Source organism: Streptomyces natalensis ATCC 27448, assembly GCF_000935125.1.
Taxonomy (GTDB): Bacteria; Actinomycetota; Actinomycetes; order Streptomycetales; family Streptomycetaceae; genus Streptomyces; species Streptomyces natalensis.
Genome location: NZ_JRKI01000061.1, coordinates 140,657 through 165,575, shown reverse-complemented (window position 1 = coordinate 165,575; position 24,919 = coordinate 140,657). Strand labels below are relative to the sequence as shown.

At 71.2% G+C, this 24,919-nt stretch carries 26 protein-coding genes and 6 tRNA genes; 26 read left to right on the top strand and 6 right to left on the bottom strand.

Features of this window, described 5'->3' with window-relative positions:
• Positions 1 to 68 precede the first annotated feature (68 nt).
• From SNA_RS31505 to SNA_RS31475, 7 genes are all read left to right on the top strand, one after another.
• Positions 69 to 140, top strand: a tRNA-Gln gene (locus tag SNA_RS31505).
• Between the two features lie 21 nt (positions 141 to 161).
• Positions 162 to 234: transfer RNA gene (locus SNA_RS31500), tRNA-Glu, on the top strand.
• A 64-nt stretch (positions 235 to 298) separates the two neighbouring features.
• Positions 299 to 371 (top strand) — tRNA-Glu (locus SNA_RS31495).
• A gap of 64 nt (positions 372 to 435) precedes the next feature.
• Positions 436 to 508: transfer RNA gene (locus SNA_RS31490), tRNA-Glu, on the top strand.
• Positions 509 to 524: 16 nt separating this feature from the next.
• Positions 525 to 596, top strand: a tRNA-Gln gene (locus SNA_RS31485).
• 61 nt (positions 597 to 657) lie between these two features.
• Positions 658 to 730, top strand: a tRNA-Glu gene (locus SNA_RS31480).
• 360 nt (positions 731 to 1,090) lie between these two features.
• Positions 1,091 to 1,570, top strand: coding sequence for a DUF4188 domain-containing protein (locus SNA_RS31475; protein WP_030071777.1), 480 nt, complete (start codon positions 1,091 to 1,093; stop codon positions 1,568 to 1,570).
• Positions 1,571 to 1,667: 97 nt separating this feature from the next.
• Here the strand turns inward: SNA_RS31475 and ndgR are convergent, their stop codons facing one another.
• Complete coding sequence (gene ndgR / locus SNA_RS31470) at positions 1,668 to 2,381, bottom strand: IclR family transcriptional regulator NdgR (RefSeq protein WP_030071776.1); 714 nt, start codon at positions 2,379 to 2,381, stop codon at positions 1,668 to 1,670.
• 174 nt (positions 2,382 to 2,555) lie between these two features.
• Here ndgR and leuC point away from each other — a divergent pair, with 174 nt between their 5' ends.
• The 5 genes from leuC (at position 2,556) to SNA_RS31445 (ending at position 6,069) form a co-directional block, all read left to right on the top strand.
• Complete coding sequence (leuC, locus tag SNA_RS31465) at positions 2,556 to 3,986, top strand: 3-isopropylmalate dehydratase large subunit (RefSeq protein ID WP_030071774.1); 1,431 nt, start codon at positions 2,556 to 2,558, stop codon at positions 3,984 to 3,986.
• 3 nt (positions 3,987 to 3,989) lie between these two features.
• The gene (gene leuD, locus SNA_RS31460) at positions 3,990 to 4,583 is read left to right on the top strand and encodes a 3-isopropylmalate dehydratase small subunit (protein WP_030071772.1); all 594 of its coding nucleotides are present in this window, start codon (positions 3,990 to 3,992) and stop codon (positions 4,581 to 4,583) included.
• A gap of 134 nt (positions 4,584 to 4,717) precedes the next feature.
• On the top strand, positions 4,718 to 4,963 hold the full coding sequence (locus tag SNA_RS31455; RefSeq protein WP_030071770.1) for an SCO5555 family protein: 246 nt from the start codon (positions 4,718 to 4,720) through the stop codon (positions 4,961 to 4,963).
• Positions 4,964 to 5,088: 125 nt separating this feature from the next.
• On the top strand, positions 5,089 to 5,739 hold the full coding sequence (locus SNA_RS31450) for an HU family DNA-binding protein (RefSeq protein ID WP_030071768.1): 651 nt from the start codon (positions 5,089 to 5,091) through the stop codon (positions 5,737 to 5,739).
• Between the two features lie 93 nt (positions 5,740 to 5,832).
• A complete protein-coding gene (locus SNA_RS31445) occupies positions 5,833 to 6,069 on the top strand; it encodes a hypothetical protein (protein WP_044367885.1) in 237 nt (78 codons plus the stop codon).
• On the opposite strand, the gene cofC is transcribed toward SNA_RS31445, so the two are convergent.
• Positions 6,050 to 6,802, bottom strand: coding sequence for a 2-phospho-L-lactate guanylyltransferase (gene cofC, locus SNA_RS31440; protein ID WP_078970338.1), 753 nt, complete (start codon positions 6,800 to 6,802; stop codon positions 6,050 to 6,052). The two genes, SNA_RS31445 and cofC, sit on opposite strands and share 20 nt — an antisense overlap.
• Positions 6,803 to 6,942: 140 nt before the next feature.
• On the opposite strand from cofC, the gene SNA_RS31435 reads away from it, so the two are divergent.
• From SNA_RS31435 to SNA_RS31425, 3 genes are all read left to right on the top strand, one after another.
• Positions 6,943 to 7,809: a lysophospholipid acyltransferase family protein gene (locus SNA_RS31435; protein WP_030071762.1), complete on the top strand. Its 867-nt coding sequence runs from the start codon at positions 6,943 to 6,945 to the stop codon at positions 7,807 to 7,809.
• On the top strand, positions 7,806 to 8,807 hold the full coding sequence (locus SNA_RS31430; protein WP_030071760.1) for an NAD(P)H-dependent glycerol-3-phosphate dehydrogenase: 1,002 nt from the start codon (positions 7,806 to 7,808) through the stop codon (positions 8,805 to 8,807). The genes SNA_RS31435 and SNA_RS31430 overlap by 4 nt, the downstream gene beginning before the upstream one ends.
• 156 nt (positions 8,808 to 8,963) lie before the next feature.
• On the top strand, positions 8,964 to 10,100 hold the full coding sequence (locus tag SNA_RS31425) for a D-alanine--D-alanine ligase family protein (protein ID WP_030071758.1): 1,137 nt from the start codon (positions 8,964 to 8,966) through the stop codon (positions 10,098 to 10,100).
• A gap of 24 nt (positions 10,101 to 10,124) precedes the next feature.
• On the opposite strand, the gene SNA_RS31420 is transcribed toward SNA_RS31425, so the two are convergent.
• On the bottom strand, positions 10,125 to 10,598 hold the full coding sequence (locus tag SNA_RS31420; RefSeq protein WP_241779925.1) for a DUF3515 domain-containing protein: 474 nt from the start codon (positions 10,596 to 10,598) through the stop codon (positions 10,125 to 10,127).
• 23 nt (positions 10,599 to 10,621) lie between these two features.
• Positions 10,622 to 10,855: an Lrp/AsnC family transcriptional regulator gene (locus SNA_RS31415; protein ID WP_030071754.1), complete on the bottom strand. Its 234-nt coding sequence runs from the start codon at positions 10,853 to 10,855 to the stop codon at positions 10,622 to 10,624.
• Between the two features lie 158 nt (positions 10,856 to 11,013).
• Here SNA_RS31415 and SNA_RS31410 point away from each other — a divergent pair, with 158 nt between their 5' ends.
• Positions 11,014 to 11,973, top strand: coding sequence for a thiamine-phosphate kinase (locus SNA_RS31410; protein ID WP_030071753.1), 960 nt, complete (start codon positions 11,014 to 11,016; stop codon positions 11,971 to 11,973).
• Between the two features lie 71 nt (positions 11,974 to 12,044).
• Entirely contained in the window at positions 12,045 to 12,851 is an 807-nt protein-coding gene (gene thiD, locus SNA_RS31405) for a bifunctional hydroxymethylpyrimidine kinase/phosphomethylpyrimidine kinase (RefSeq protein ID WP_044367884.1), read from the top strand.
• A gap of 89 nt (positions 12,852 to 12,940) precedes the next feature.
• Here the strand turns inward: thiD and rpmB are convergent, their stop codons facing one another.
• Positions 12,941 to 13,126, bottom strand: coding sequence for a 50S ribosomal protein L28 (rpmB, locus tag SNA_RS31400; RefSeq protein ID WP_006602870.1), 186 nt, complete (start codon positions 13,124 to 13,126; stop codon positions 12,941 to 12,943).
• 206 nt (positions 13,127 to 13,332) lie between these two features.
• Between rpmB and SNA_RS31395 the strand changes: the two genes are divergently transcribed.
• The 9 genes from SNA_RS31395 to mutM all read left to right on the top strand — a co-directional run bounded on the left by SNA_RS31395 (position 13,333) and on the right by mutM (position 23,714).
• Positions 13,333 to 15,009, top strand: coding sequence for a DAK2 domain-containing protein (locus tag SNA_RS31395; RefSeq protein ID WP_420823530.1), 1,677 nt, complete (start codon positions 13,333 to 13,335; stop codon positions 15,007 to 15,009).
• A gap of 78 nt (positions 15,010 to 15,087) precedes the next feature.
• Positions 15,088 to 18,084 carry a helicase-related protein gene (locus SNA_RS31390; protein ID WP_044367883.1) on the top strand — a complete coding sequence of 999 codons (2,997 nt, stop codon included), beginning with the start codon at positions 15,088 to 15,090 and terminating at the stop codon, positions 18,082 to 18,084.
• Positions 18,085 to 18,300: 216 nt separating this feature from the next.
• Entirely contained in the window at positions 18,301 to 18,900 is a 600-nt protein-coding gene (gene rsmD / locus SNA_RS31385) for a 16S rRNA (guanine(966)-N(2))-methyltransferase RsmD (RefSeq protein ID WP_044367882.1), read from the top strand.
• A gap of 44 nt (positions 18,901 to 18,944) precedes the next feature.
• Positions 18,945 to 19,430 (top strand): pantetheine-phosphate adenylyltransferase, encoded by a 486-nt coding sequence (gene coaD, locus SNA_RS31380; RefSeq protein ID WP_198535176.1) that lies wholly within the window; start codon positions 18,945 to 18,947, stop codon positions 19,428 to 19,430.
• Between the two features lie 103 nt (positions 19,431 to 19,533).
• Entirely contained in the window at positions 19,534 to 20,784 is a 1,251-nt protein-coding gene (locus tag SNA_RS31375; RefSeq protein ID WP_044367881.1) for an ATP synthase F0 subunit B, read from the top strand.
• Between the two features lie 221 nt (positions 20,785 to 21,005).
• Complete coding sequence (locus SNA_RS31370; RefSeq protein WP_241779924.1) at positions 21,006 to 21,608, top strand: YceD family protein; 603 nt, start codon at positions 21,006 to 21,008, stop codon at positions 21,606 to 21,608.
• A 2-nt stretch (positions 21,609 to 21,610) separates the two neighbouring features.
• Positions 21,611 to 21,784: a 50S ribosomal protein L32 gene (gene rpmF / locus SNA_RS31365; RefSeq protein ID WP_003951102.1), complete on the top strand. Its 174-nt coding sequence runs from the start codon at positions 21,611 to 21,613 to the stop codon at positions 21,782 to 21,784.
• 19 nt (positions 21,785 to 21,803) lie between these two features.
• A complete protein-coding gene (gene rnc / locus SNA_RS31360; protein WP_030071742.1) occupies positions 21,804 to 22,637 on the top strand; it encodes a ribonuclease III in 834 nt (277 codons plus the stop codon).
• Between the two features lie 138 nt (positions 22,638 to 22,775).
• Positions 22,776 to 23,714, top strand: coding sequence for a bifunctional DNA-formamidopyrimidine glycosylase/DNA-(apurinic or apyrimidinic site) lyase (gene mutM / locus SNA_RS31355; protein ID WP_044367877.1), 939 nt, complete (start codon positions 22,776 to 22,778; stop codon positions 23,712 to 23,714).
• Positions 23,715 to 23,863: 149 nt separating this feature from the next.
• On the opposite strand, the gene SNA_RS31350 is transcribed toward mutM, so the two are convergent.
• Positions 23,864 to 24,805 (bottom strand): CAP domain-containing protein, encoded by a 942-nt coding sequence (locus SNA_RS31350; protein ID WP_078970337.1) that lies wholly within the window; start codon positions 24,803 to 24,805, stop codon positions 23,864 to 23,866.
• Between the last annotated feature and the right edge of the window lie 114 nt (positions 24,806 to 24,919).

The following is a 24,919-nucleotide window of genomic DNA, read 5'->3' as shown; positions in this document are numbered from 1 at the left end:
AGGGCCGAAAGGTCCGGCCGGGAAGCGCGAGTCAAATACGGCCCCCATCACCGGGGGTTGCATTTTGATGGCCTATGGTGTAATTGGCAGCACGACTGATTCTGGTTCAGTTAGTCTAGGTTCGAGTCCTGGTAGGCCAGCTCGCAGAGCTCATCTGCAAAGCCCCCGTTGTGTAGCGGCCTAGCACGCCGCCCTCTCAAGGCGGTAGCGCCGGTTCGAATCCGGTCGGGGGTACAGATCCTTTCACTCCGTCTCCTCCGGGTCGCTCCCGGATGCGACGATGTTGAGGATCGCTAGGGCCCCCGTTGTGTAGCGGCCTAGCACGCCGCCCTCTCAAGGCGGTAGCGCCGGTTCGAATCCGGTCGGGGGTACAGATCCTTTCACTCCGTCTCCTCCGGGTCGCTCCCGGATGCGACGATGTTGAGGATCGCTAGGGCCCCCGTTGTGTAGCGGCCTAGCACGCCGCCCTCTCAAGGCGGTAGCGCCGGTTCGAATCCGGTCGGGGGTACTGGTCTAAACCACCATGGGCTATGGTGTAATTGGCAGCACGAGTGATTCTGGTTCATTTAGTCTAGGTTCGAGTCCTGGTAGCCCAGCGCAGCATGTCCTTCGCGACAGGCTCAACTGCAGACGAGAATCTCAACTGCAGCAAGACTTGCCCCCGTTGTGTAGCGGCCTAGCACGCCGCCCTCTCAAGGCGGTAGCGCCGGTTCGAATCCGGTCGGGGGTACAGAGAAGAAGGCCCCCCGCATCATGCGGGGGGCCTTCTCGCGTTCAACTGCCGCCGCCGAAGCGCTTGTTGGGGCGCGGTCGGGGCGGTGCGGCGCGGCGATGGCGCCGACGGGCACGCCGAAGGGGCGGGTGGCAGTCGCGACTTCGAGATGGCGGCGCCAGGCCGCGCCGACCCGGGCCGTGTGCGTACGCCCCCGACGCTCTGCTGGATGTTTCCCGGCCGTTCCCTTGCGTGCCAGGCTTGGAGAGTGTCACTATCTAAGAGTGGATAGCGACGGTATCCAATAGCCACCGGGCGCGCCGAGGAGTGCCCGGTGGTCTCGCGCCACGACGAAGCGGCATGACGAAGGGGGCTGTCATGAGTGGCAAGCCGATTGAGGGGCGGATGACGGCGGACGGCGACGGGGAGGCGGTGGTCTTCCTCGTCGGTATGCGGATCAACAGCTGGTGGGCGGTGCGCAGTTGGCTGCCCGTGGTGCTGGCGATGCCGCGGATGATCAAGGAGCAGGCGCGGGACCGGAAGCGGGGGATGCTCGGGTACCGGTTCCTGCCGGGGCTGCGGAACTTCGCGGTGCTCCAGTACTGGGAATCGAAGGACAAGCTGCTGGCCTACGCCGTCGACCGGGGCGGCGAGCACCGGCCGGCCTGGACGGCGTACAACCGGCGGGCGCGGGCGGGCCGGGCCAAGGTCGGCTTCTGGCACGAGACCTATGCCGTCCCGGCGGGCTCGTACGAGAGCATCTACGCCAATATGCCGCCCCACGGGCTGGGGGCGGTCCGGGGCGTGGTGCCGGTCGGGCGCCGCGGGGAGCGGGCCGCCGACCGGCTGGGGGCCTGAGCGCCGGAGGGGGCCCCGTACGGATCATGCCGTACGGGGCCGCCACAGCGACCGACAACGGCTCCTGCCCCGGCCCACCCCGATGTGGCGTGCCGCGTCAGCCACGCCGCAGGCCCTCGGAGAGGCGGGCGGCGGCGTCGATGACCGCCTGGGCGTGCATCCGGCCCGGGTGGCGGGTCAGGCGCTCGATGGGTCCGGAGACCGAGACGGCGGCGACCACGCGGTTGGAGGGGCCGCGTACCGGCGCGGAGACGGAGGCCACGCCGGGCTCGCGCTCGCCGATCGACTGGGCCCAGCCGCGGCGCCGCACGCCCGAGAGCGCAGTGGCCGTGAAGCGGGCGCCCTGGAGGCCGCGGTGCAGCCGCTCGGGCTCCTCCCAGGCCATCAGGATCTGGGCCGAGGAGCCGGCCTTCATGGTCAGCGTGGAGCCGACCGGGACGGTGTCCCGCAGTCCGGACAGCCGTTCCGCCGCCGCCACGCAGATACGCATATCGCCCTGCCGACGGTAGAGCTGGGCGCTCTCGCCCGTCACATCGCGCAGGTGGGTGAGCACCGGGCCGGCGGTGGCCAGCAGACGGTCCTCGCCGGCCGCCGCGGCCAGCTCCGACAGCCGCGGGCCCAGGATGAACCGGCCCTGCATGTCCCTCGCCACCATCCGGTGGTGTTCCAGTGCCACGGCCAGCCGGTGGGCCGTGGGTCGTGCAAGCCCTGTCGCCGCGACCAGCCCGGCGAGGGTGGCCGGACCGGACTCCAGAGCGCTCAGTACGAGAGCCGCCTTGTCGAGAACGCCGACGCCGCTAGAGTTGTCCATGCAACGATACTTGCGTCTCACACTGTGAAACGCAAGTTCAATTTTCCAGGGAAGTCGTCAGTCTGTAGATGTGGCCCTCGACCAGGGCCCGGCGTCAGGCCCGCCAAGGGGATTTCCGCGGGCATCGCGCATGGACGAGCAAGGCCGGCAAAGCGGCCGGCCGGAGGGAAAGCGATGGGACGGACACTCGCGGAGAAGGTCTGGGACGACCATGTCGTCCGGCGCGCGGAAGGCGAGCCCGACCTCCTCTTCATCGATCTGCACCTGCTGCACGAGGTCACCAGCCCGCAGGCGTTCGACGGCCTCCGCAAGGCCGGCCGCCAGGTGCGCCGCACGGACCTGACCATCGCCACCGAGGACCACAACACCCCCACCCTCGACATCGACAAGCCGATCGCCGACCCGGTCTCGCGCACCCAGCTGGAGACGCTGCGCAAGAACTGCGCCGAGTTCGGCGTCCGGCTGCACCCGCTGGGCGATGTCGAGCAGGGCGTTGTCCACGTGGTGGGACCGCAGTTGGGACTGACCCAGCCCGGCACCACCGTGGTCTGCGGTGACAGCCACACCTCCACCCACGGAGCCTTCGGCGCCCTGGCCTTCGGTATCGGCACCAGCCAGGTCGAGCACGTCCTGGCCACCCAGACGCTGCCGATGGCCCCGTTCAAGACCATGGCGATCACCGTCGACGGCGAACTGCCCGAGGGCGTGACCGCCAAGGACCTCATCCTGGCGATCATCGCCAGGATCGGCACCGGCGGCGGCCAGGGCTACGTCCTGGAATACCGCGGCCCGGCCATCGAGAAACTGTCGATGGAAGCCCGGATGACCATCTGCAACATGTCGATCGAGGCCGGTGCGCGGGCGGGCATGATCGCCCCCGACCGGACCACCTTCGACTACCTCCAGGGCCGCGACCACGCCCCCCGGGGCGAGGACTGGGACGCCGCGGTCGCGTACTGGAAGACGCTGCGCACCGACGACGACGCGGTATTCGACGCCGAGGTGCACATCGACGCCTCCGCGCTGTCGCCGTTCGTCACCTGGGGCACCAACCCCGGCCAGGGTGCGCCGCTTTCGGCCAGCGTCCCCGACCCGGCTTCGTACGAGGACGCCTCGGAGCGGATGGCCGCCGAAAAGGCCCTGGAATACATGGGGTTGAGCGCCGGTCAGCCGCTGCGCGAGATCACCGTGGACACCGTCTTCGTAGGTTCGTGCACCAACGGCCGCATCGAGGACCTGCGCTCCGCGGCGGCCGTCCTGGAGGGCCGCCAGGTCGCCGACGGCGTACGGATGCTGATCGTGCCCGGTTCGGTCCGGGTCTCGCTGGAGGCCGTCGCCGAGGGCCTGGACAAGGTTTTCACCGCGGCGGGGGCCGAATGGCGGCACGCGGGTTGCTCGATGTGCCTGGGTATGAACCCCGACCAGCTGGCGCCCGGTGAGCGCTCCGCGTCCACCTCCAACCGCAACTTCGAGGGCCGCCAGGGCAAGGGCGGCCGCACCCACCTGGTCTCGCCGCAGGTGGCCGCTGCAACGGCGGTTCTCGGCCATCTGGCCTCACCGGCCGATCTCTCTGACGTCGCCGTCGCCACGCCCGCGGGAGTCTGAACCATGGAAGCTTTCACCACCCACACCGGCCGGGCCGTCCCGCTGCGCCGCAGCAACGTCGACACCGACCAGATCATCCCGGCCCACTGGCTGAAGAAGGTCACCCGCGACGGCTTCGAGGACGGGCTGTTCGAGGCCTGGCGCAAGGACCCGGCGTTCGTCCTCAACCAGGAGGCGTACAACGGCGCCACCGTCCTGGTGGCGGGCCCCGACTTCGGCACCGGCTCCTCGCGCGAGCACGCCGTCTGGGCGCTCCAGAACTACGGCTTCAAGGCCGTCATCTCCTCGCGCTTCGCAGACATCTTCCGCGGCAACTCCCTCAAGAACGGCCTGCTGACGGTGGTCCTGCCGCAGGAGACCGTCGAGGCGCTGCAAAAGCTGGCGGAGGCCGACCCCACCGCCGAGGTCACCGTCGACCTGGTCGCCCGCCAGGTGCGCGCCGAGGGCATCACCGCGGACTTCGAGCTGGACGAGAACGCGCGTTGGCGGCTGCTGGAGGGGCTGGACGACATCAGCCTCACTCTCCGGGAGGAGTCGTCCATCGTGACGTACGAGGCGAATCGCCCGTCCTTCAAGCCGCGAACCCTCGAGGTCTGACCTCGGCTTTTGGCTCAAAGAGTTATTGCGTACGATGCGCCCCCTGTGCAGTTGGCAGGGGGCGCATCGGCTTGTCCAGGCGGCTGTTGAGGCCCCGTGAAGCGACAACTCGCCGCAGATGGCACAATTAGCGCATGGAACGCGACGGCCAACTCGAGCTCTACGGCTTCGTCGCCGACCGACTCAAGGACGCACACGCAAGGGTGCGGACACTGCAAGTCCCGGAGGGCGTACGGATGGCGCTGACCCGGAAGCTGCTCGTCATCACGGCCGCGGCAAAACACGATCTTGCGGACGCGGCAAGGCGTCTGGAGTGGTTCATGCAAGACCTCGATGAAGGTCGTTATCCCGAAGACGTGCACCGCGACGGAAGTCCGTGAAGGTCGAGTTTGTTGCGGCACAAGGGTGATTAGCCCGTTTCGTGTTTGATTTGCGGTATGTATCTGCCTAACGTGCGAAAAAGCTTGGAAACTTTCGTTCCAGCAATGTCTCCGAAGGGGAAGACGTGAACAAGGCGCAGCTCGTAGAAGCCATTGCCGACAAGCTCGGCGGCCGCCAGAACGCCGCGGACGCGGTGGACGCGGTACTGGACGCAATCGTCCGTGCAGTTGTCAGCGGCGACCGCGTTTCGGTCACCGGATTCGGCTCGTTCGAGAAGGTCGACCGGCCGGCCCGCTATGCCCGTAACCCGCAGACGGGGGAGCGCGTACGGGTCAAGAAGACCTCGGTGCCGCGATTCCGCGCCGGCCAGGGCTTCAAGGACCTCGTAAGCGGCTCGAAGAAGCTCCCCAAGGGCGGCGAGGTCTCCGTCAAGAAGGCCCCCAAGGGCAGCCTCACCGGCGGCACCGCCATCAAGAAGGCGGCCGCGAAGAAGGCCACCGCCAAGAAGGCCGCCGCCAAGAAGACAACGGCGAAGAAGGCCGCGGCGAAGAAGACCACGGCCGCGAAGAAGGTCACCGCCAAGAAGACAACGGCGAAGAAGGCCCCCGCGAAGGCCGCGGCGAAGAAGACCACGGCCGCGAAGAAGGCGACGGCGAAGAAGGCCACCGCCAAGAAGACCGCCCCCGCCAAGAAGGCGACGGCGAAGAAGGCGCCGGCGAAGAAGACCACGGCGCGCAAGACCACCGCCAAGAAGACCACCGCCCGCAAGCGGTAAACGGCCAAGACGCCGGGCGCCGGGCCGGTCTCCCTCCGGGGAGCCCGGCCCGCGGTGCATGCGCGCACACCGCCCTGAACTAGGCTTTCCGTCATGCAGGCCACCGCATACACCTACGACGACGCCACCCGCTCCGGCAGCGTGCTGCTCGACGACGGCACCCCGCTGCCCTTCGACGCGGCGGCCTTCGACGCCGGCGGGCTGCGGCTGCTGCGGCCCGGTCAGCGCGTCCGCATCGAGTTCGAAGGTGAGCCCGGCGCGGGCGACGGCGTCGCAGAGGGCGGCGCCGAAGGCCGCAGGATCGTGCTCATCACCCTCCAGACGCTCTGACTCCGGGCGACAGCGGCCCCTGAGGCTCCACGGGCCCCCGGGGCCCCACCGGCCCCTCAGGCCCGCCTGCGGCCGCCTGAGCGCCGATCACCGCCCCCCGCACCTGCACGGCCGTATGCGGGCCCACGCCCAGCGCCAGCGCCGCCCGCAGATCCTCACCGGTGTCCACGTCCCGCCGCACCGACGGCACCCCGAGCGCGGTGATCTCCCGCGCCCCGGACGCCAGGTGACGCAGCCGCGAAGCACCGCCGAATGCCGGTGCCAATTCCACTCCGCACCGCGCAGTGAGAAGTGTTGTCCCGATATCCGCCGCATCCGCGAGAAATGCACGGGGAAATAGCGCGGCGGAATGGAGCACCAGTTCCAGCTCGGCCGGACGCAACGCCGGAAGATCCGCGTTCAGGGCCGCCACCGCGGCACCGGGCCGACGCGCCCGTACCGCCCGGGCGCCGTGCGCCAGCGCGGCGTTGAGACCGCCTCCCGGTGTGTCGGGCACGATCCGTGCCCCCAGGGCCGCCAGGCGCTCCCCGGCCACATGATCGTCCGTGACAACCGCCACATCGCGCACATCGGTGCAGGCCAGCGCCGCGGCCACGGTGTCCAGGGCGAACGCCAGGGCCAATCGGGGCCGTACGTCCTCCCCGGCCGCCTGCGAGAGCCTGCTCTTGGCCCGCACCAGCGGTTTCAGCGGCACCACCAGGCTCCAGCCCGTAACCGCTCCGTCTCCTGTCATCGCCCTCATTCTCCCCCGCACCCGCCGACGCCCGCCGGCGGCGGGGTTACGGTGTTCTCGACATAGCGGGTACCTGGAGCGACACTTGTGCGGCTGCCGGCCCGGCGCAGCTTCACAGGTCCCACAAGGAGGGTGTCCAAGTGTCCCGCCGCAGAATCGGCTTCTGGTACCGCTTGGCCGCGGTCATCTGCAAACCGCCGCTCGTGGTTCTGTTCAAGCGGGACTGGCGAGGAATGGAGCACATTCCCGCCGAGGGTGGATTTATCACCGCGGTGAACCACAACTCGTATCTCGACCCGCTCTCCTACGCGCACTATCAGTACAACACCGGGCGGGTCCCGCGATTCCTCGCCAAGTCCGGTCTCTTCAAGAGCGGCTTTGTCGGCCTGATGATGCGCGGCACCGGACAGATCCCCGTCTACCGCGAAACCACCGACGCGGCCAACGCCTTCCGTGCCGCCGTCACCGCCATCGAGAAGGGCGAATGCGTCGCCTTCTACCCCGAGGGCACCCTCACCCGCGACCCCGACATGTGGCCCATGCAGGGCAAGACCGGCGCCGCCCGCGTGGCATTGCTGACCAAGGCCCCGGTCATTCCCGTCGCCCAGTGGGGCGCCAATGACGCGATGCCGCCGTACGCCAAGGAGAAGAAGCTCCGGCTCTTCCCCCGCAAAACACTCAAGGTCCAGGCGGGACCGCCGGTCGACCTGAGCGCGTTCCACGGCAAGGAGCCCACCGCCGAGGTGCTGCGCGCCGTCACCGAGACCATCATGGCCGCCATCACCGAGCAGCTGGCCCTGCTGCGCGACGAGCCCGCGCCCGCCGAACCGTACGACTACCGCAAGGCCATCGCCCGCGAGCGCCGCGCCGCCCGCGAGGCCGCCAAGGCCGCCGCCAACGCCCTCATCGAGCCCGCCGGCAGCGACGCGGTGGCCCTCACGCAGCAGGCCCCCGCCGCCCACCAGACCCAAAGCACCCAGCAGGCACAGGAGGATGACAGCAAGTGACGCGCTGCGCCGTCTTCGGCACGGGGTCCTGGGGCACCGCCTTCGCGATGGTGCTCGCCGACGCGGGATGCGAGGTGACCCTCTGGGGCCGCCGCGCCGCCGTCGTCGAGGCCATCAACACCGGCCGCACCAACCCCGACTACCTGCCCGGGGTCACCCTGCCTGCCGCCGTACGGGCCACCACCGACCCCGCGGAAGCCGCCCGCGGCGCCGACTTCACCATCCTTGCCGTCCCCTCGCAGACGCTGCGCGCCAACCTCACCGAATGGGCGCCCCTGCTCGCCGACGACACGGTCCTGGTCTCCCTGATGAAGGGCGTCGAACTGGGCACCGCCAAGCGCATGAGCGAGGTCATCGAGGAGGTCGCCAAGGTGCCCGCGGAGCGCGTCGCGGTCCTCACCGGCCCCAACCTCGCCAAGGAAATCGCCGCCCGCCAGCCCGCGGCCGCCGTCGTGGCGTGTGTCGACGAGAACGTCGCCAGGCGCCTCCAGACCGCCTGCCACACCCCGTACTTCCGCCCGTACACCAACACCGACGTGGTCGGCTGCGAACTGGGCGGCGCCGTCAAGAACGTCATCGCGCTGGCCGTCGGCATCGCCACCGGCATGGGCCTGGGCGACAACGCCAAAGCCTCCCTGATCACCCGCGGTCTGGCCGAGACCACCCGGCTGGGCCTGGCCATGGGCGCCGACGCACACACCTTCGCGGGCCTGGCCGGCATGGGCGACCTCGTCGCCACCTGCTCCTCGCCGCTGTCGCGCAACAACACCTTCGGCACCAACCTCGGCCGCGGCATGTCGCTTGAGGAGACCATCGCGGTCACCAAGCAGACCGCCGAGGGCGTCAAGTCGTGCGAGTCCGTACGGGATCTGGCCCGCCGGCACGGCGTCGACATGCCGCTGACCGAGACCGTCGTGGAGATCGTCCACGAGGGCAAACCGCCGATGGTCGCCCTCAAGGACCTGATGGCGCGCACCGCCAAGCCGGAGCGGCACTGAAGCAGCCGGGGCCCGTCCGGCGGACGACGCGGTGCCAAGCACCGACGTATGCCCCGCGGCGGGGCGGGCCGGGGCGGGGCCGTTGTGGGTTGCGCCGGTACGACCCGGCCCCGCAGCACTGACTCCAGGCTTGCCAGCAGGTACTCTCAACGCGTTATGAGCAGCCAGACCTCCTCCCACAAGCCCCGCGTCGCCGTCGTCTTCGGCGGCCGCAGCTCCGAGCACGCCATCTCCGTACTCACCGCCGGAGCCGTGCTGCGCGCCATCGACCGCGACAAGTACGAGGTGCTGCCCATCGGCATCACCACGGACGGCCGCTGGGCGCTGACCGCCGACGATCCCGAGCGGATGGCCATCGCCGGGCGGCAGCTGCCCAGCGTGGCCGCGCTCGCCGAGTCCGCCGAGGGCGGCGTGGTGCTGCCGGTCGACCCGACCAGCCGCGAGGTCGTCTACACCGAGCCCGGTTCGGTGCCCAAGGCGCTCGGCGAGGTCGACGTCGTCTTCCCCGTCCTGCACGGCCCCTACGGCGAGGACGGCACCCTCCAGGGCCTGCTGGAGCTCTCCGGCATCCCCTACGTCGGCTCGGGCGTCCTCGCCTCCGCCGTGGGCCAGGACAAGGACTACATGAAGCGGGTCTTCACCTCCTTCGGGCTGCCCGTCGGCCCGTACGAGGTCATCCGGCCCCGCGAGTGGGAAAAGGATCCTGCGGCCGCCCGCAAGAAGATCGTGGACTTCGCCGGCGAACACGGCTGGCCGCTGTTCGTCAAGCCCGCACGGGCCGGCTCGTCCATCGGCATCACCAAGGTCGACGACCTCGCGGGCCTGGACGAGGCCGTCGAGGAGGCCCGCCGCCACGACCCCAAGGTCATCGTCGAGGCGCTGCTGCGCGGCCGCGAGATCGAGTGCGGGGTGCTGGAGTTCGAGGACGGCCCGCGCGCCAGCGTCCCGGCCGAGATCCCGCCGGTCACCGCGCACGACTTCTACGACTTCGAGGCCAAGTACATCGACTCGGCGGACGGCATCGTGCCCGCCCCGCTGACCGCCGAGCAGACCGCCAAGGTCCAGGAACTGGCCGTCGAAGCCTTCGAGGCGGCGTCCTGCGAGGGCCTGGTACGCGCCGACTTCTTCCTCCAGGACAACGGCGAGTTCGTGATCAACGAGATCAACACCCTGCCCGGCTTCACGCCCATCTCGATGTACCCGCGGATGTGGCAGGAGAGCGGTGTGAGCTACCCGGAGCTGATCGACCGGCTGCTCCAGGCGGCGCTGAACCGCTCCACCGGGCTGCGCTGACGCCGGTCTGTCCGCAGGGCGCGGCTACACGCCAGCCGGGATGGTCTTCTTGACGGCGCCCGCGAGGTCGGTGAGCACATTGACCTCGGGGGCGTACTTCCCCGGCACGGTCACCTCGACATAGACCTTGCGCAGCACGGTCGTGAAGCGGTAACCGTCGTCCCGCTTCTCGAACAGCCACTGCACACCGTCGACCGCCGCCGCGTCGGCCGTGGGGTTGTAATGTTCACTCCCGTACGTCAGGACGTCGGGCTTGCTCACCCCGCAGCGCAGCGTCACGGCAGGATCGCCCCATATGGCAGTGAAGTCGGAGACGGGCTCGGCGGTGCCCCGCTCGATCCCGTCCACGGTCTTCGGCAACTGCCGGTGGAGCGCCCGGCAGTGGTGCGCCGCCTCACCCACCGGGGAGGGCACATCGACATCCGACGAAGCACAGCCCACCGCCGCGAACAGCACGGTGAGCACAGGCAGGGCCAGGTACCGGCGGCGCGCAGTCATCACCCGGCCGAGCATACGGGGAGCTACAGATGAACCACCGGACAGGTGAGGGTCCGCGTGATCCCCTCCACCTGCTGGACCTTGGCGACCACCATGCGGCCGAGCTCGTCCACCGTGTCGGCCTGTGCCCGCACAATCACGTCATAGGGTCCGGTCACGTCCTCGGCCTGGAGCACGCCGGGGATCTGCGCGATCACCTCCGCCACCGCGGAGGCCTTGCCGACCTCGGTCTGGATCAGGATGTACGCCTGTACCACGGGACCTCCAGGGCGGCTACCGGGATCATGTGGGAAGAAGGGACGCCACGGTACCGCGTCACCGTGCGGAGCGGGGAGACCCGCGCGGTGAAAGCGGCACATGCGGCGCACTCGTCAGACCAGTACGGACGGTCCGTACGCAGGGGAAGGGCAACAGCATGAAGGGCACCGTGGGCGAGCTGGGGGAATTCGGGCTGATCAGGGAGCTCACTGCCCGGCTCACCTCCACCCCGGCCGTACGCATCGGTCCGGGGGACGACGCCGCGGTGGTCACCGCGCCCGACCGGAGGGTGGTGGCCAGCACCGACGTCCTCCTGGAGGGCCGGCACTTCCGTCGCGACTGGTCGACCGCCTACGACGTGGGCCGCAAGGCCGCCGCACAGAATCTGGCCGATATCGCGGCCATGGGCGCGGTGCCCACCGCGATCCTGCTCGGCCTGGTCGTCCCCGCGGAACTCCCCGCCACCTGGGCCACCGAGCTGATGGACGGGCTGCGCGACGAATGCCAGGTGGCCGGCGCCGCGGTCGTCGGCGGCGATGTCGTACGCGGCGAGACCATCACCGTCGCCATCACCGCCCTCGGTGATCTGCGCAACGCCGAACCGGTCACCCGGGGCGGCGCCCAGCCCGGCGACGTGGTCGCGGTGACCGGCTGGCTGGGCTGGTCCGCCGCCGGGCACGCCGTCCTGACCCGCGGATTCCGCTCACCGCGCGCCTTCGTCGAGGCACACCGCCGGCCGGAGCCGCCCTACCACGCGGGCCCCGCCGCCGCCGGACTGGGCGCCACCGCCATGACCGACGTCAGCGACGGCCTGGTCGCCGACCTCGGGCACATCGCCGACGCCAGCAAGGTCCGTATCGATCTGCGCTCCGCCGCCATCGACATCCCCTCCCAGATGTCCGACATCGGCACCGCGGTCGGCGTGGACCCCATGCAGTGGGTGCTCAACGGCGGCGAGGACCACGCGATCGTGGCCACCTTCCCGCCCGACGTGAAGCTGCCCGCCCGCTGGAAGGTCATCGGCGAGGTCCTCAACCCCTCCGCGCTGCCGCAGGTCACCGTCGACGGCGCCCCCTGGGCGAAGGCCGGCTGGGACCACTTCGGGGACAACGAGTAGAGGCGGCGGCGCGTAGCGGCGTCTTCTGGGGGCGGAGGTCGGGTGACGGGAGGGCGAGTAGATTCGGCGGTATGCCCACACCTCCCCGCGCGCTCACCGTCGCCGGATCCGACTCCGGCGGCGGCGCCGGCATCCAGGCCGACCTCAAGACGATGCTGGCGCTCGGCACCCACGGCATGAGCGTGCTCACCGCCGTCACCGCCCAGAACTCGCTCGGCGTGCAGGGCGCGTGGGAACTGCCCGCCGAGGCCGTACGGGCCCAGTTCCGCAGCGTCGTCGACGACATCGGCGTCCAGGCCGTCAAGACCGGCATGCTCTCCTCGGCCGCACTCGTCGAAACCGTCGCCGCGCTCCTCGCCGACCTCGACGTCCCCGTCGTCATCGACCCCGTCGGCGTCTCCAAGCACGGAGACCCGCTGCTGGCCGAGAGCGCCCTGGACGCGGTCCGCACCAAACTCCTGCCGACCGCCACCGTCGCCACCCCCAACCTGGACGAGGTCGCCCAGCTCACCGGCGTACACGTCCGCGAAGAGGCCGATCTGCGGCGGGCGGCCGCCGCGGTCCTCGACCACGGGCCGCGCTGGGCGCTCGTCAAGGGCGGCCACCTGACGGCGGACACCGCCGCCGGGGAGGCCGTCGATCTGCTCACCGACGGCCGCGAGGAACACTGGCTGCGCGCCCCGCGCCACGACAACCGGCACACCCACGGCACCGGCTGCACCCTCGCCAGCGCGATCGCCGCACAGCTCGCCAAGGGCGACACCGTCCCGCAGGCCGCCGCCGCGGCCAAGGAGTACGTCACCGGCGCCATCGCGGCCGGATTCCGGCTCGGCGCGGGCATCGGCCCGGTCGACCACGGCTGGCGCCTGCGCGGCTGAACTCACCCCCGGGAACGGCAAAAGCCGGCCCACCCGACGGGTGGACCGGCTTCACAAGCAACCGGCTGGGCTGCGCTAAGGCGAACGCGTCAGCGCGAGACCTTGCCGGCCTTGATGCACGAGGTGCAGGCGTTCAGCTTCTTCGGCGTGCGCCCGATCACTGCACGAACCGTCTGGATGTTGGGGTTCCAACGACGGTTGGTACGGCGATGCGAGTGCGAGACACTCTTGCCGAAGCCCGGCCCCTTGCCGCAGACGTCGCAGTTGGCAGCCACGGGTCACTCCAAAGACTTCAGATGCACTTACGGTGAAATCCCGACGGGCCGAGTGCATGGCCTTTACCGGCGTCGTCAGGAGAGGAATGGCCCGACTTTCATCGGGCAACCGGAGCAGCATACAACGGCCGCTCCCGTAGAACGAAACTATCACGCAGCCCCCGGCACCCGCCCCGCCCCCGGTTGTGGAGCGCGGCTACTGTGCGGTGCATCCCGCGATCCAGGAGGACGATGTGCCCTACCCGCTCGACGCCGCCGCGGTACGCGCCTGGTGCGGGCTGGCCCTGGAAGCGCTCGGCCGGCAGCGCGAGCGGATCGACGCGATCAACGTCTACCCGGTGGCCGACGGCGACACCGGCACCAACCTCTACCTGACCCTCGAATCCGCCACCCGCGCCGTCGAGGCCGCCTTCGACGGCCACGCCTCCACCGGAACCGCACCCTGCCTGGCCGACGCCATCGGCGCCATGGCCCACGGCGCCCTCATCGGCGCCCGCGGCAACTCCGGCACCATCGTCGCCCAGCTGCTGCGCGGGATGACCGAGGTCCTGGCGGCGGGCGGCGGGGCCGACGGCGGGCCCGAGGCGCTGCGCAGCGCCCTGCGCAGGGCCGCCGCCTCCACCTACGAGGCCGTCGCCCACCCCGTGGAGGGCACCGTCCTGACCGTCGCCACCGCCGCCGCCACCGCCGCCGAAGCCGCCGCCGGGGACGCCGCCGCCGTCGCACGGGCCGCCCACGACGGCGCCCGCACCGCCCTGAAGGCCACCCCCGCCCAGCTCGCGGTCCTCGGCCGGGCCGGCGTCGTGGACGCCGGCGGCTGCGGCCTGGTCGCCCTGCTCGGCGCCCTCGCCGACGCCCTGTCCGGCGAGGCGACGGCGGCACCCGTCGCCCTGCGGGCCGACGCCCCGCTCCCGGAGGCCGGCGGCCGCGAGGCGACCCGGCACGAGGTGGACGGCTGCGCGGACGCCGACGAGGACGGCCCCGCCTTCGAGGTGATCTACCTCCTGGAGGCCGACGACGCCGCCGTGGCCCGGCTGCGCACCCGCCTCGACGCCCTGGGCGACTCCCTGGTCGTCGTCGGCGGCGACGGCCTGTGGAACGTCCACGTCCACACCGACGACGCGGGCGCCGCCGTCGAGGCCGGCATCGAGGCCGGCCGCCCCTACCGCATCGCCATCACCCACTTCGGCGGCGCCGCCCGCACCAGGGAACCCGAGCTGGCCGCCCGGGCCGTCGTCGCCGTCGTCCCCGGTGCCGGGCTCGCCGGACTGTGCGCCGAGGCGGGCGCCACCACCGTCTCCGTACGCCCCGGCGAACCGCCCGCCAGCGGCGAACTGGTCCAGGCCATCCGCCAGGCACACGCCCGCGAGGTGATGCTGCTGCCCAACGACCCCGACCTGCGGCACACCGCCGCGGCCGCCGCCGAACAGGCCCGCACCGAAGGCGTCCGCGTCGCCCTGATCCCCACCCGCTCCGCGGTCCAGGGCATCGCCGCCCTCGCCGTCCACGAACCCGACCGCAGCTTCGACGAGGACGTCGTCGCCATGACCGCGGCCGCCGGCGCCACCCGCTACGCCGAGCTGGCCGTCGCCGAACGCCAGTCGTGGACGATGGCCGGCGTCTGCCAGGCCGGCGACGTCCTCGGCCTGATCGACGGCGATGTCGCGGTGATCGGCGCCGAGCTGGCCGCCACCGCCATGACGGTGCTCGACCGGATGCTCTCCGCGGGCGGCGAAATGGTCACCCTCGTCCTGGGCGACGGCGTTCCCGCAGCCCTGGCCGAACGGCTGGAACAGCACGTCCGCGAGCGCTATCTCGCCGTCGACACCGTCGTCTACGAAGGCGGCCAGCATGCGGCGCCGCTGCTCATCGGCGTCGAGTAGGACCGCCAACCGCGGGCAAACCACCGGCGACAGCGTCGGCACGCCCCGGATGTCAGAGCCGTGGTGTGCAATAAGGGTGTGGCAGCGCTCGACGAACCCCTGAAGAAGATCCTCGGCGGCAGCACCGCGAAAGTGCTGGCCGAGCACCTCGGCCTGGAAACGGTCGGCGATCTGTTGCACCACTACCCCCGGCGCTACGCCGAGCGCGGCGAGCTCACCCGCCTCGCCGAGCTGCCGATGGACGAACACGTCACCGTCGTCGCCCAGGTCGCCGACGCCCGCGTCCACACCTTCAACGGCGGCCGCGGCAAACGCCTGGAGGTCACCCTCACCGACGGCAGCGGCCGGCTGCGGCTGGTGTTCTTCGGCAAGGGCGTCCACAAACCCCACAAGGAACTGCTGCCCGGCCGCCGCGCGATGTTCGCCGGCAAGGTCTCCGTCTTCAACCGCAGACTCCAGCTTGCCCATCCGGAATACCAGCTCCTGGACAAGGACGGCGACGACTCCGGGGCCGACGCGGTCAGCGCCTTCGCCAACCAGCTCATGCCGATCTACCCGGCCTGTCAGCAGATGGCCTCCTGGAAGATCGCCAAGGCCGTGGACGCGGTACTGCCCAGCGCCAAGGACGCCGTCGACCCGCTGCCCGACGCGCTGCGCGAAGGCCGCGATCTGCTCCCGCTCCCCGATGCGCTGCACACGATCCACCGGCCGCGCACCAAGGCCGATATCGCCGACGCCCGCGCCCGCCTCAAGTGGGACGAGGCATTCGTCCTCCAGGTCGCGCTGGCCCGCCGGCGCCTGGCCGAAACCCAACTCCCCGCCGTCCCGAGGGCGTTGAAGGCCGACGGACTGCTCGACGCCTTCGACGCCAAACTGCCGTTCACCCTCACCGACGGCCAGCAGCGCGTCAGCCGCGAGATCTTCGACGACCTGGCCACCAGCCACCCCATGCACCGCCTCCTCCAGGGCGAAGTGGGCTCCGGCAAGGCCCAGCCGCTGGACGCCCTGGTGCTGACGCCGCAGGGCTTCCGGCCGATGGGGGAGATGACCGTCGGCACCGAGGTGGTGGTCCCCAGCGGCGAGCGCGCCTTCGTCGACGGCGTCTTCCCCCAGGGCGAACGGGACGTGTGGCGGCTGGAGCTGTCGGACGGCAGCGCCGTGGAGTGCGATGACGAGCACCTGTGGATCGTCGCCTCCCGCCATACGGACGAGCGGGTGCTGACCACCCGCGCACTGCGCGCCGATCTGCTGCACCCCGACGGCCGCCCCAAGTGGTCCATCGCGCCCGCCACCCCGGTGGACCTCGACGGCGGCGACGACCGGCCGCTCGACCCGTACGTCCTCGGCACGGAGCTGGCCGGGCGGCGCGCCGACGGCCCGGCCGGCCGCGTACCGGACGCCTACCGCAACGCCCCGCTCAAGGACCGCCTCGCCCTGGTGCGCGGCCTGATGGACACCGGAGGACGGCCCGCCGGCGCCAACGCCGTATTCCGCGCCGCGCCCGGCCCGCTGGCCGACGACCTCGCCTGGCTGGTGCGTTCCGTCGGCGGCCATGCCCGGCAGATCCCCGTACGCGACGGCGCCCACGACGTGTTCGTGGCGCTGCCCGACGCCGCGTCCCCCGACGGCAGCGGCCCGGGCCCCGTCGGCTTCCGCCGCCACGTCCGGGCCATCGAGCACGTCGGCCGCAAACCCGTCCAGTGCATCAGCGTCGCCCACCCCGACCACGCCTATGTGACCGACCACTTCACCGTCACCCACAACACCATGGTCGCGCTGCGCGCCATGCTCGGGGTCGTCGACAGCGGCGGCCAGGCCGCGATGCTCGCACCGACCGAAGTACTGGCCCAGCAGCACCACCGTTCGATCACCGAGATGATGGGCGAGCTGGCCGAGGGAGGACTGCTGGGCGGCGCCGAACACGGCACGAAGGTGGTGCTGCTGACCGGCTCCATGGGCGCCGCGGCCCGCCGCCAGGCGCTGCTCGACCTGGTCACCGGCGAGGCCGGCATCGTCGTCGGCACCCACGCCCTGATCGAGGACAAAGTGCAGTTCCACGACCTGGGCCTGGTCGTGGTCGACGAACAGCACCGCTTCGGCGTCGAGCAGCGCGACGCCCTGCGCGGCAAGGGCACCCAGCCCCCGCATCTGCTGGTGATGACCGCCACGCCCATTCCCCGCACGGTCGCCATGACCGTCTTCGGCGATCTGGAGACCTCCGTACTGGACCAACTCCCCGCCGGACGCTCGCCGATCGCCAGCCATGTGGTCCCCGCCAAGGACAAGCCGCACTTCCTGGAGCGCACCTGGGAACGGGTCCGCGAAGAGGTGGCCGCCGGCCACCAGGCCTATGTCGTCTGCCCGCGCATCGGCGACGAGGAGGACGCCCCGAAAGCGGGCACCAAGAGCGCCAAGGGGGCCGCGCAGGAGGCCGGTTCACCGGAGGACGCGGAGGAGAAGCGGCCGCCGCTGGCCGTCCTGGACATCGCCGACCGGCTCGCCAAGGGCCCCCTGTCCGGCCTGAAGGTGGCGGTGCTGCACGGCCGGATGGCGCCCGACGACAAGGACGCGGTCATGCAGAAGTTCGCGGCCGGCGCGCTCGACGTGCTGGTCGCCACCACCGTCATCGAGGTCGGGGTCAACGTCCCCAACGCCACCGCCATGGTGATCATGGACGCGGACCGCTTCGGCGTCTCCCAGCTGCACCAGCTGCGCGGCCGGGTCGGCCGCGGCTCCGCCCCCGGCCTGTGCCTGCTGGTCAGCGAGATGCCCGAGGCCAGCCCGGCGCGCGCCCGGCTCGCCGCCGTCGCCGCCACCCTCGACGGCTTCGAACTCTCCCGTATCGACCTCGAACAGCGCCGCGAGGGCGACGTCCTGGGGCAGGCACAGTCCGGCGTCCGCTCCTCGCTGCGGATGCTCGCGGTCATCGACGACGAGGAGGTCATCGCGGCCGCCAGGGACGAGGCCACCGCCCTCGTCACCGCCGATCCCGACCTCACCGGCTACCCCGAACTGCGCACCGCGCTCTCGGCCCTGCTGGACGACGAACGGGAGCAGTATCTGGACAAGGGATGAGGAAGCGAGGCGCAGGAGGTCGGGCAAACGAGGCGACGGACCGGGCGGCCGGCCCGGAAAGCCCGCGCGCAAGCGGCGTGAGAACGATCACCCCGCCCCCGCGGCGCCGGGAGCGCGAGCCGGGCACCCACCGCGCGGGGACGGAATATCGTGGGAGCCGAGCCCGACCGGCTCCCCGCACCACCTCCACCCCACGCACCACGTAAGGACGGGCCCATGACCCGCGTGATCGCCGGTACGGCCGGCGGCCGCCGCCTGGCCGTACCACCGGGAAACGGCACCCGCCCCACCTCCGACCGGGCCCGCGAGGCCCTGTTCTCCACCTGGGAGGCGCTCGACGGCCCGCTCACCGGCGCCCGGGTCCTGGACCTGTACGGCGGCTCCGGCGCCGTCGGCCTGGAGGCGCTCTCCCGCGGCGCCGCCCACGTCCTGCTCGTCGAGGCCGACCCCCGCGCCGCCCGCACCATCCGCGACAACATCCGCGCCATCGGCCTGCCCGGCGCCGAACTGCGCACCGGCAAGGCCGAGCAGACCGCCGCAGGCCCGCCCCCCGGCGCCCCGTACGACATCGCCTTCCTGGACCCGCCCTACGCCGCCACCGAAGCCGATCTCCGCGAGATCCTGCTCACACTCCGTGGTCAGGGGTGGCTTGCGGACGACGCACTCGTCACCGTGGAACGCAGCACCAGAAGCGGCACCTTCCCCTGGCCGGACGGATTCGAAGCGCTCAAGGCCCGCCGTTACGGCGAGGCAACGCTTTGGTACGGTCGCGCCGCTTCGACGTCCGCCGACCCGACGTCGGAACACGCATCATGACCGGACCGCACAGCATGACCGGACCGCAGAGCGAGGAGACGAAGTTGCGCCGCGCCGTCTGTCCGGGGTCGTTCGACCCCGTCACCAACGGGCACCTGGACATCATCGCCCGTGCCTCAAAGCTGTACGACGTCGTCCACGTCGCCGTGATGATCAACCAGTCGAAGCAGGGCCTGTTCACCGTCGAAGAGCGCATCGACCTGATCCGCCGGGCCACCGCCGAATACGGCAACGTCGAGGTCGAAGCCTTCCACGGCCTGCTCGTCGACTTCTGCAAGCAGCGCGACATTCCGGCCATCGTCAAGGGCCTGCGAGCCGTCAGCGATTTCGACTACGAGCTCCAGATGGCCCAGATGAACAACGGCCTCTCCGGCGTGGAGACTCTCTTCGTCCCCACCAACCCCACCTACAGCTTCCTGTCCTCCAGCCTGGTCAAGGAGGTTGCCACCTGGGGCGGCGACGTCTCCCACCTGGTCCCGCCGGTCGTCCTCGAGGCCCTGACCGAGCGGCTGCGCGAAAAGCGTTCCTGACGGGCCCTCGGGTGGTGAGCCGGAAGGTGTCGGGCCGGCGCCCCGTGGCCGTACAGTCGTCCCGTTCCCTCGTTCCATCCCTTCAGAGAGTGGCGAGTCCAAGGTGGACGTGCAGAAGAAGCTCGACGACATCGTCTCGACCGTCAGCAGCGCCCGGTCCATGCCCATGTCGGCCTCGTGCGTGGTCAACCGCGCCGACCTGCTCGCCCTGCTCGAGGAGCTACGGGCGGCCCTGCCCGGCTCCCTCGCCCAGGCACAGGAGCTGCTCGGCGGACGGGAGCAGATGGTCGAGGAGGCACGGGCCGAGGCGGAGCGGATCATCGAGTCCGCACACGCCCAGCGCGGCTCCCTGATCTCCGACACCGAGGTGGCCCGCCAGTCCCAGGACGAGGCCGACCGGATCCTGGCCGAGGCCCGCCGCGAGGCCGAGGAGATCCGCGCCGAGGCCGACGACTACGTCGACTCCAAACTCGCCAACTTCGAGGTCGTCCTCACCAAGACCATCGGCTCCGTGGACCGCGGCCGCGAAAAACTGCTCGGCCGCGGCCCGGGGCTGGACGAACAGGGCTACGAGGACACCGAGGCCCCCGAGCGCAGCGCCGACCCCGAGACCCTCACACGGCGCGCCGACGCCTATGTGGACGCCAAGTTCGGCGCCTTCCAGGCCGTCCTGACCAAGACGCTGGAAGCGGTCGGCCGGGGCCGCGACAAGCTCCAGGGCGCCCGCGCCATCGATGAGCTCGGGGTGCACATGGCGACGGCGGGCGACCCGCAGACCGCTCAGCCGCAGGCGGACGCCGAATACCTCGCCGAACTGGCGGGCATCGGCGCCGGCACCGCCCAGGACCCGCAGCAGCCCCAGGCGGCGCCCCAGCCCACCCTCCAGGCCCCGCAGCAGCCGCAGGACCCCCAGCAGCTCCAAGACCTCCAGCAGCTCCAGGACCCCCAGCAACTCCAGGATCCCCAGCAGCTCCAGCAGCTCCAGGACCCCCAGCAACTCCAGGATCCCCAGCAGCTCCAGCAGGACCCGCTCCACCAGGGCTACTACGACCCGGCGGCCTACCAGCAGCAGGACGCCTACGCCTACCAGCAGCCCCAGCAGGACCTCTACGCACAGCACCCCCAGGACCCCTACGGCTACGACTGGCAGCAGCAGGCCCAGCAGCAGGGCTACGACCCGAACGCCTACCTCCCGCAGCAGATGCCCCCGCAGCCCCCGCAGCCCCCGCACGCCCCCCAGGACCCGCATGCGCAGGCCGGGGCGCTGGACGAGACCAGCCTCTTCGACACCAGCATGATCAATATCGACCAGATCCGGCAGTACGAGGAGCAGTACGAACAGCGGCGTCAGTAGCCGCCACGGCCGGCCCGCCGACCGGCGCCCGCACAACGGCCGGAAGCGGATTGGGCCTATCGGGGCACGTCCAGTATCCTGGCTGTTCGGTCGCCTCTACATTCGCGATCAGTGCTGCCCGCATATCCAGCCGGACCCCTCCAGCCGGTATCGGGCGGCTCGTAGCGCAGTAAAGAAAGCAGGAAGCCATCAACGCCCGCCTCGACCACCGTGCCCCGCTCGTGTTCGACACACGCGAGCTGGGTCGTCGTCCCGGCACGCTCAAGCGGCTCTCCCGCACCGTCGAGGCACCCCGTGACCTCGGCAATGAGGTCATCGGAGTGCCCGAGCGCGCCCCGATCGAGCTCGACCTCCGCCTGGAAGCGGTCATGGACGGGGTACTTGTCACAGGTACCGCCCGTGCGGCCGTCAAGGGGGAGTGCGTAAGGTGTCTGGAGCCGCTGGAGCGAGAGCTCGACGCGGACTTCCAGGAGATGTTCTCCTACCCCGACGCCGACGACCGGACCCGCACCGCGGAATCCGGCGACGACGCCGAGGACGAGGAAGACACCTTCTTGATCGAGGACGACCTGTTCGACCTCGAACCCGTGCTGCGGGATGCGGTGGTGCTCACACTGCCGCTGCAGCCGGTGTGCCAGGACGACTGCCCCGGCCTGTGCTCCGATTGCGGAGCGCGGCTGGCGGACGACCCGGACCACCACCACGACGCCGTCGACAGCCGTTGGGCGGCACTGCAGGGACTCGTCGGGTCCGACCAGGACGACGAGAAGGACAACCGTTCACCCCGCGACAGCGGGGACGAACCTCTGACACAGGAGAAGTAGCCGTGGCCGTTCCGAAGCGGAAGATGTCGCGCAGCAACACGCGTCACCGCCGGTCGCAGTGGAAGGCTGCGGTCCCCACCCTGGTGGCGTGCGAGCGCTGCCACGAGCCGAAGCAGCAGCACATCGCGTGCCCCAGCTGCGGCACCTACAACAAGCGCCAGGTCCTCGAGGTCTGAGCGGCTGGTGACGGGCTTCATGTCAGACGCCAATCAGTCCCCCCGCAACCGCGGGGACGAACCTCCGGCGGACACGGCCTCGTCCCACACGCTTCTGGAAGGGCGGCTCGGGTACACGCTCGAGTCCGCCCTTCTGGTGCGTGCGCTGACGCACCGCTCGTACGCATACGAGAACGGCGGTCTGCCCACCAATGAACGGCTCGAGTTCCTCGGGGACTCGGTGCTGGGCCTGGTGGTCACCGACACGCTGTACCGCATCCACCCCGACCTGCCCGAAGGCCAGCTGGCCAAACTGCGGGCCGCGGTGGTCAACTCGCGTGCGCTCGCCGAGGTGGGCCGCGGCCTCGACCTCGGTGCCTTCATCCGCCTCGGCCGGGGCGAAGAGGGCACGGGCGGCCGGGACAAGGCATCCATCCTCGCCGACACCCTCGAAGCGGTGATCGGCGCCGTCTACCTCGACCAGGGCCTGGAAGCGGCCGGGGAGCTGGTGCACCGGCTCTTCGACCCACTGATCGAGAAGTCCTCCAGCCTGGGCGCCGGCCTGGACTGGAAGACCAGCCTCCAGGAACTGACCGCCACCGAAGGACTCGGGGTCCCCGAATATCTCGTCACCGAGACCGGACCGGACCACGAGAAAACGTTCACTGCTGCCGCCCGCGTCGGTGGTGTCTCGTACGGCACCGGCACCGGCCGCAGCAAGAAGGAAGCCGAACAGCAGGCGGCCGAGTCCGCGTGGCGTGCCATCCGCGCCGCCGCGGACGAAGCGGCCGAGGCGGCTTCCGGTGACGGCGCGACCGCCAAGGACGGGGCCCCGGCTCCGGCCTCCGGCGACCGGCCGTCGTCGGCACACTGAACCACCCCTTCTGACCCCGTCCGGGACGGCCGCGCGCCGCCCCGGACGGGGTCAGAGGTCTTTCCCGGGAAGCCGTCCCGGACTCTTCCCGGGACCTCTTCCCGGGACCGACCATGAGACCGATCATGAGGAGCCCCCGTGCCCGAGCTGCCCGAGGTCGAGGTCGTCCGCCGTGGCCTTACGCGCTGGGTCGCCGGCCGCACCGTCGACTCCGTCGAGGTCCGTCATCCGCGTGCCATCCGCCGCCACACCGCCGGCCCCGCCGACTTCGCCGACCGCCTCACCGGCCTGCGGCTGGGCACCGCCCGCCGCCGCGGCAAATACCTCTGGCTCCCGGTGACCGGCGGCGGCCCGGCCGCCCAGACCGCCGCCGAGGGCATCGCCCCCCTCGTCACCCCCTCCGTCACCCACGGCCTGGCGATCCTCGCCCACCTCGGCATGAGCGGCCAGCTGCTGGTCCAGCCCCAGGACGCCCCCGACGAGAAGCATCTGCGCATCCGCATCCGCTTCGCCGATGACCTGGACACCGAGCTGCGCTTCGTCGACCAGCGCACCTTCGGCGGCCTCTCCCTGCACGACACCGTCCCCGGCGACCCCGACCACCTGCCCGACGTCATCGCCCACATCGCCCGCGACCCCCTCGACGCGGCCTTCGACGACGACGCCTTCCACACCGCGCTGCGCCGCCGCCGCACCACCATCAAACGGGCGCTGCTCGACCAGTCCCTGATCAGCGGCGTCGGCAACATCTACGCCGACGAGGCCCTGTGGCGCAGCAAGCTCCACTACGACCGCCCCACCGCCACCTTCACCCGCCCGCGCACCGCCGAGCTGCTCGGCCACGTACGGGACGTGATGAACGCCGCGCTGGCCGTCGGCGGCACCAGCTTCGACAGCCTCTACGTCAACGTCAACGGCGAATCCGGCTACTTCGAACGCTCCCTGGACGCCTACGGACGCGAGGACGAACCCTGCCGCCGCTGCGGCACCCCCATCCGCCGCCGCCCCTGGATGAACCGCTCCAGCTACTTCTGCCCCCGCTGCCAGCGCCCGCCCCGGCCGGCACGCGGCGCCTGATCGACACGGCCCCTGGGAACGAGCGGCACGCTGCCGACCGGATGAGGGCCCGGCCCGCCCCCGTACGCCCCGGAACCCCTACGCCCCGGAACCCCTACGCCCCGGAACCCCTACGCCTCGGGACCCCTACGCCCCGGGACCCCTGCGCCTCAGAACCCGAAGTCCTGCGTCCACCACGGCCCACCCGGCCCGAAGTGCACGCCCACCCCGAGCGTCTTGTACTCGCAGTTCAGGATGTTCTCGCGATGGCCCGTACTGGTCATCCAGGTGTCCATCACCGACTGGGCATTGGCCTGGCCGCGGGCTATGTTCTCGCCGCCCAGCTCCGTGATGTCCGCATCGCGGGCCCGGTCCCAGGGCGTGTGGCCGTCCGGGTCGGTGTGGTCGAAGAAGCCGCGCTCGGCCATATCGTCGCTGAAGGCCTGTGCCAGCCCCGCCAGTTGCCGGTCGGCGGTCAGCGGTGAGCAGCCCGCCCGTGCACGCTCCTGATTGACCAGCGAGAGCACCTGGTCCGCTGCGGACGGCTCCGGATCCGGGCTCTGCGACGCCGACGGGGACGTCCTGGGCGTCGGCGAGGCCGTCGCCGTCGGCTCCGCACTCTTCGACGGGCTGGGCGAACTCGTGCCCGCGGCCGGGGATTTGGTGCCGCGGTGCGGGACGGGCGAGGCCGAAGGGGACGGCGCGGACGACGGCCGCCGGGTGTGCGGGACCGCGGTACGCCCGGTACCACGGCTCGCCGGATCGGTGGCGCGGTCCGTCGGCACCACGGAATTCCCGCCCTGCGGCCCGGCCTGCGGCAGCACATCGGCGCGCACCCGCTCCCCGCGCTCACCGCCGCCCACCACGAACTGCCCGCCGCCCGGGATCAGTCCGGAAGCCACCGCCACCGCTCCCATGGCCACCGCGGCCGACGCGCCGAGCAGCCCGGTGCGCACCGGCGCCGTACCGCGGCGGGGCCCCGCGCGATGACCGGCGTGCCGTGCACTGCCGGCCCGCGCCGAACGCGGCGCTGGGGCGTCAACAGGCCGGCCACCTACGGGTTCGGGCGCACGGTCGGGCGCAGGGGGAGCAGAACGTCGATGGCGGCCCATCCGCTGCCTTCCTTCCGTCCTCACCGTCAAATACAACTCACCCAAAAGGGTGAGTCCTGATGTCGGGGGACTGTACGCCATGACGTCCCGGCCCGAAGTGCCTCAACGGCAATT

Excerpts from the sequence above, each read along its gene's own strand:
- SNA_RS31475 (WP_030071777.1), top strand. The coding sequence starts at position 1,091 with ATGAGTGGCAAGCCGATTGAGGGGCGGATGACGGCGGACGGCGACGGG.
- ndgR (WP_030071776.1), bottom strand. The coding sequence starts at position 2,381 with ATGGACAACTCTAGCGGCGTCGGCGTTCTCGACAAGGCGGCTCTCGTA.
- leuC (WP_030071774.1), top strand. The coding sequence starts at position 2,556 with ATGGGACGGACACTCGCGGAGAAGGTCTGGGACGACCATGTCGTCCGG.
- leuD (WP_030071772.1), top strand. The coding sequence starts at position 3,990 with ATGGAAGCTTTCACCACCCACACCGGCCGGGCCGTCCCGCTGCGCCGC.
- SNA_RS31455 (WP_030071770.1), top strand. The coding sequence starts at position 4,718 with ATGGAACGCGACGGCCAACTCGAGCTCTACGGCTTCGTCGCCGACCGA.
- SNA_RS31445 (WP_044367885.1), top strand. The coding sequence starts at position 5,833 with ATGCAGGCCACCGCATACACCTACGACGACGCCACCCGCTCCGGCAGC.
- cofC (WP_078970338.1), bottom strand. The coding sequence starts at position 6,802 with ATGACAGGAGACGGAGCGGTTACGGGCTGGAGCCTGGTGGTGCCGCTG.
- SNA_RS31425 (WP_030071758.1), top strand. The coding sequence starts at position 8,964 with ATGAGCAGCCAGACCTCCTCCCACAAGCCCCGCGTCGCCGTCGTCTTC.
- SNA_RS31420 (WP_241779925.1), bottom strand. The coding sequence starts at position 10,598 with ATGACTGCGCGCCGCCGGTACCTGGCCCTGCCTGTGCTCACCGTGCTG.
- SNA_RS31410 (WP_030071753.1), top strand. The coding sequence starts at position 11,014 with ATGAAGGGCACCGTGGGCGAGCTGGGGGAATTCGGGCTGATCAGGGAG.
- thiD (WP_044367884.1), top strand. The coding sequence starts at position 12,045 with ATGCCCACACCTCCCCGCGCGCTCACCGTCGCCGGATCCGACTCCGGC.
- rsmD (WP_044367882.1), top strand. The coding sequence starts at position 18,301 with ATGACCCGCGTGATCGCCGGTACGGCCGGCGGCCGCCGCCTGGCCGTA.
- rnc (WP_030071742.1), top strand. The coding sequence starts at position 21,804 with ATGTCAGACGCCAATCAGTCCCCCCGCAACCGCGGGGACGAACCTCCG.
- SNA_RS31350 (WP_078970337.1), bottom strand. The coding sequence starts at position 24,805 with ATGGGCCGCCATCGACGTTCTGCTCCCCCTGCGCCCGACCGTGCGCCC.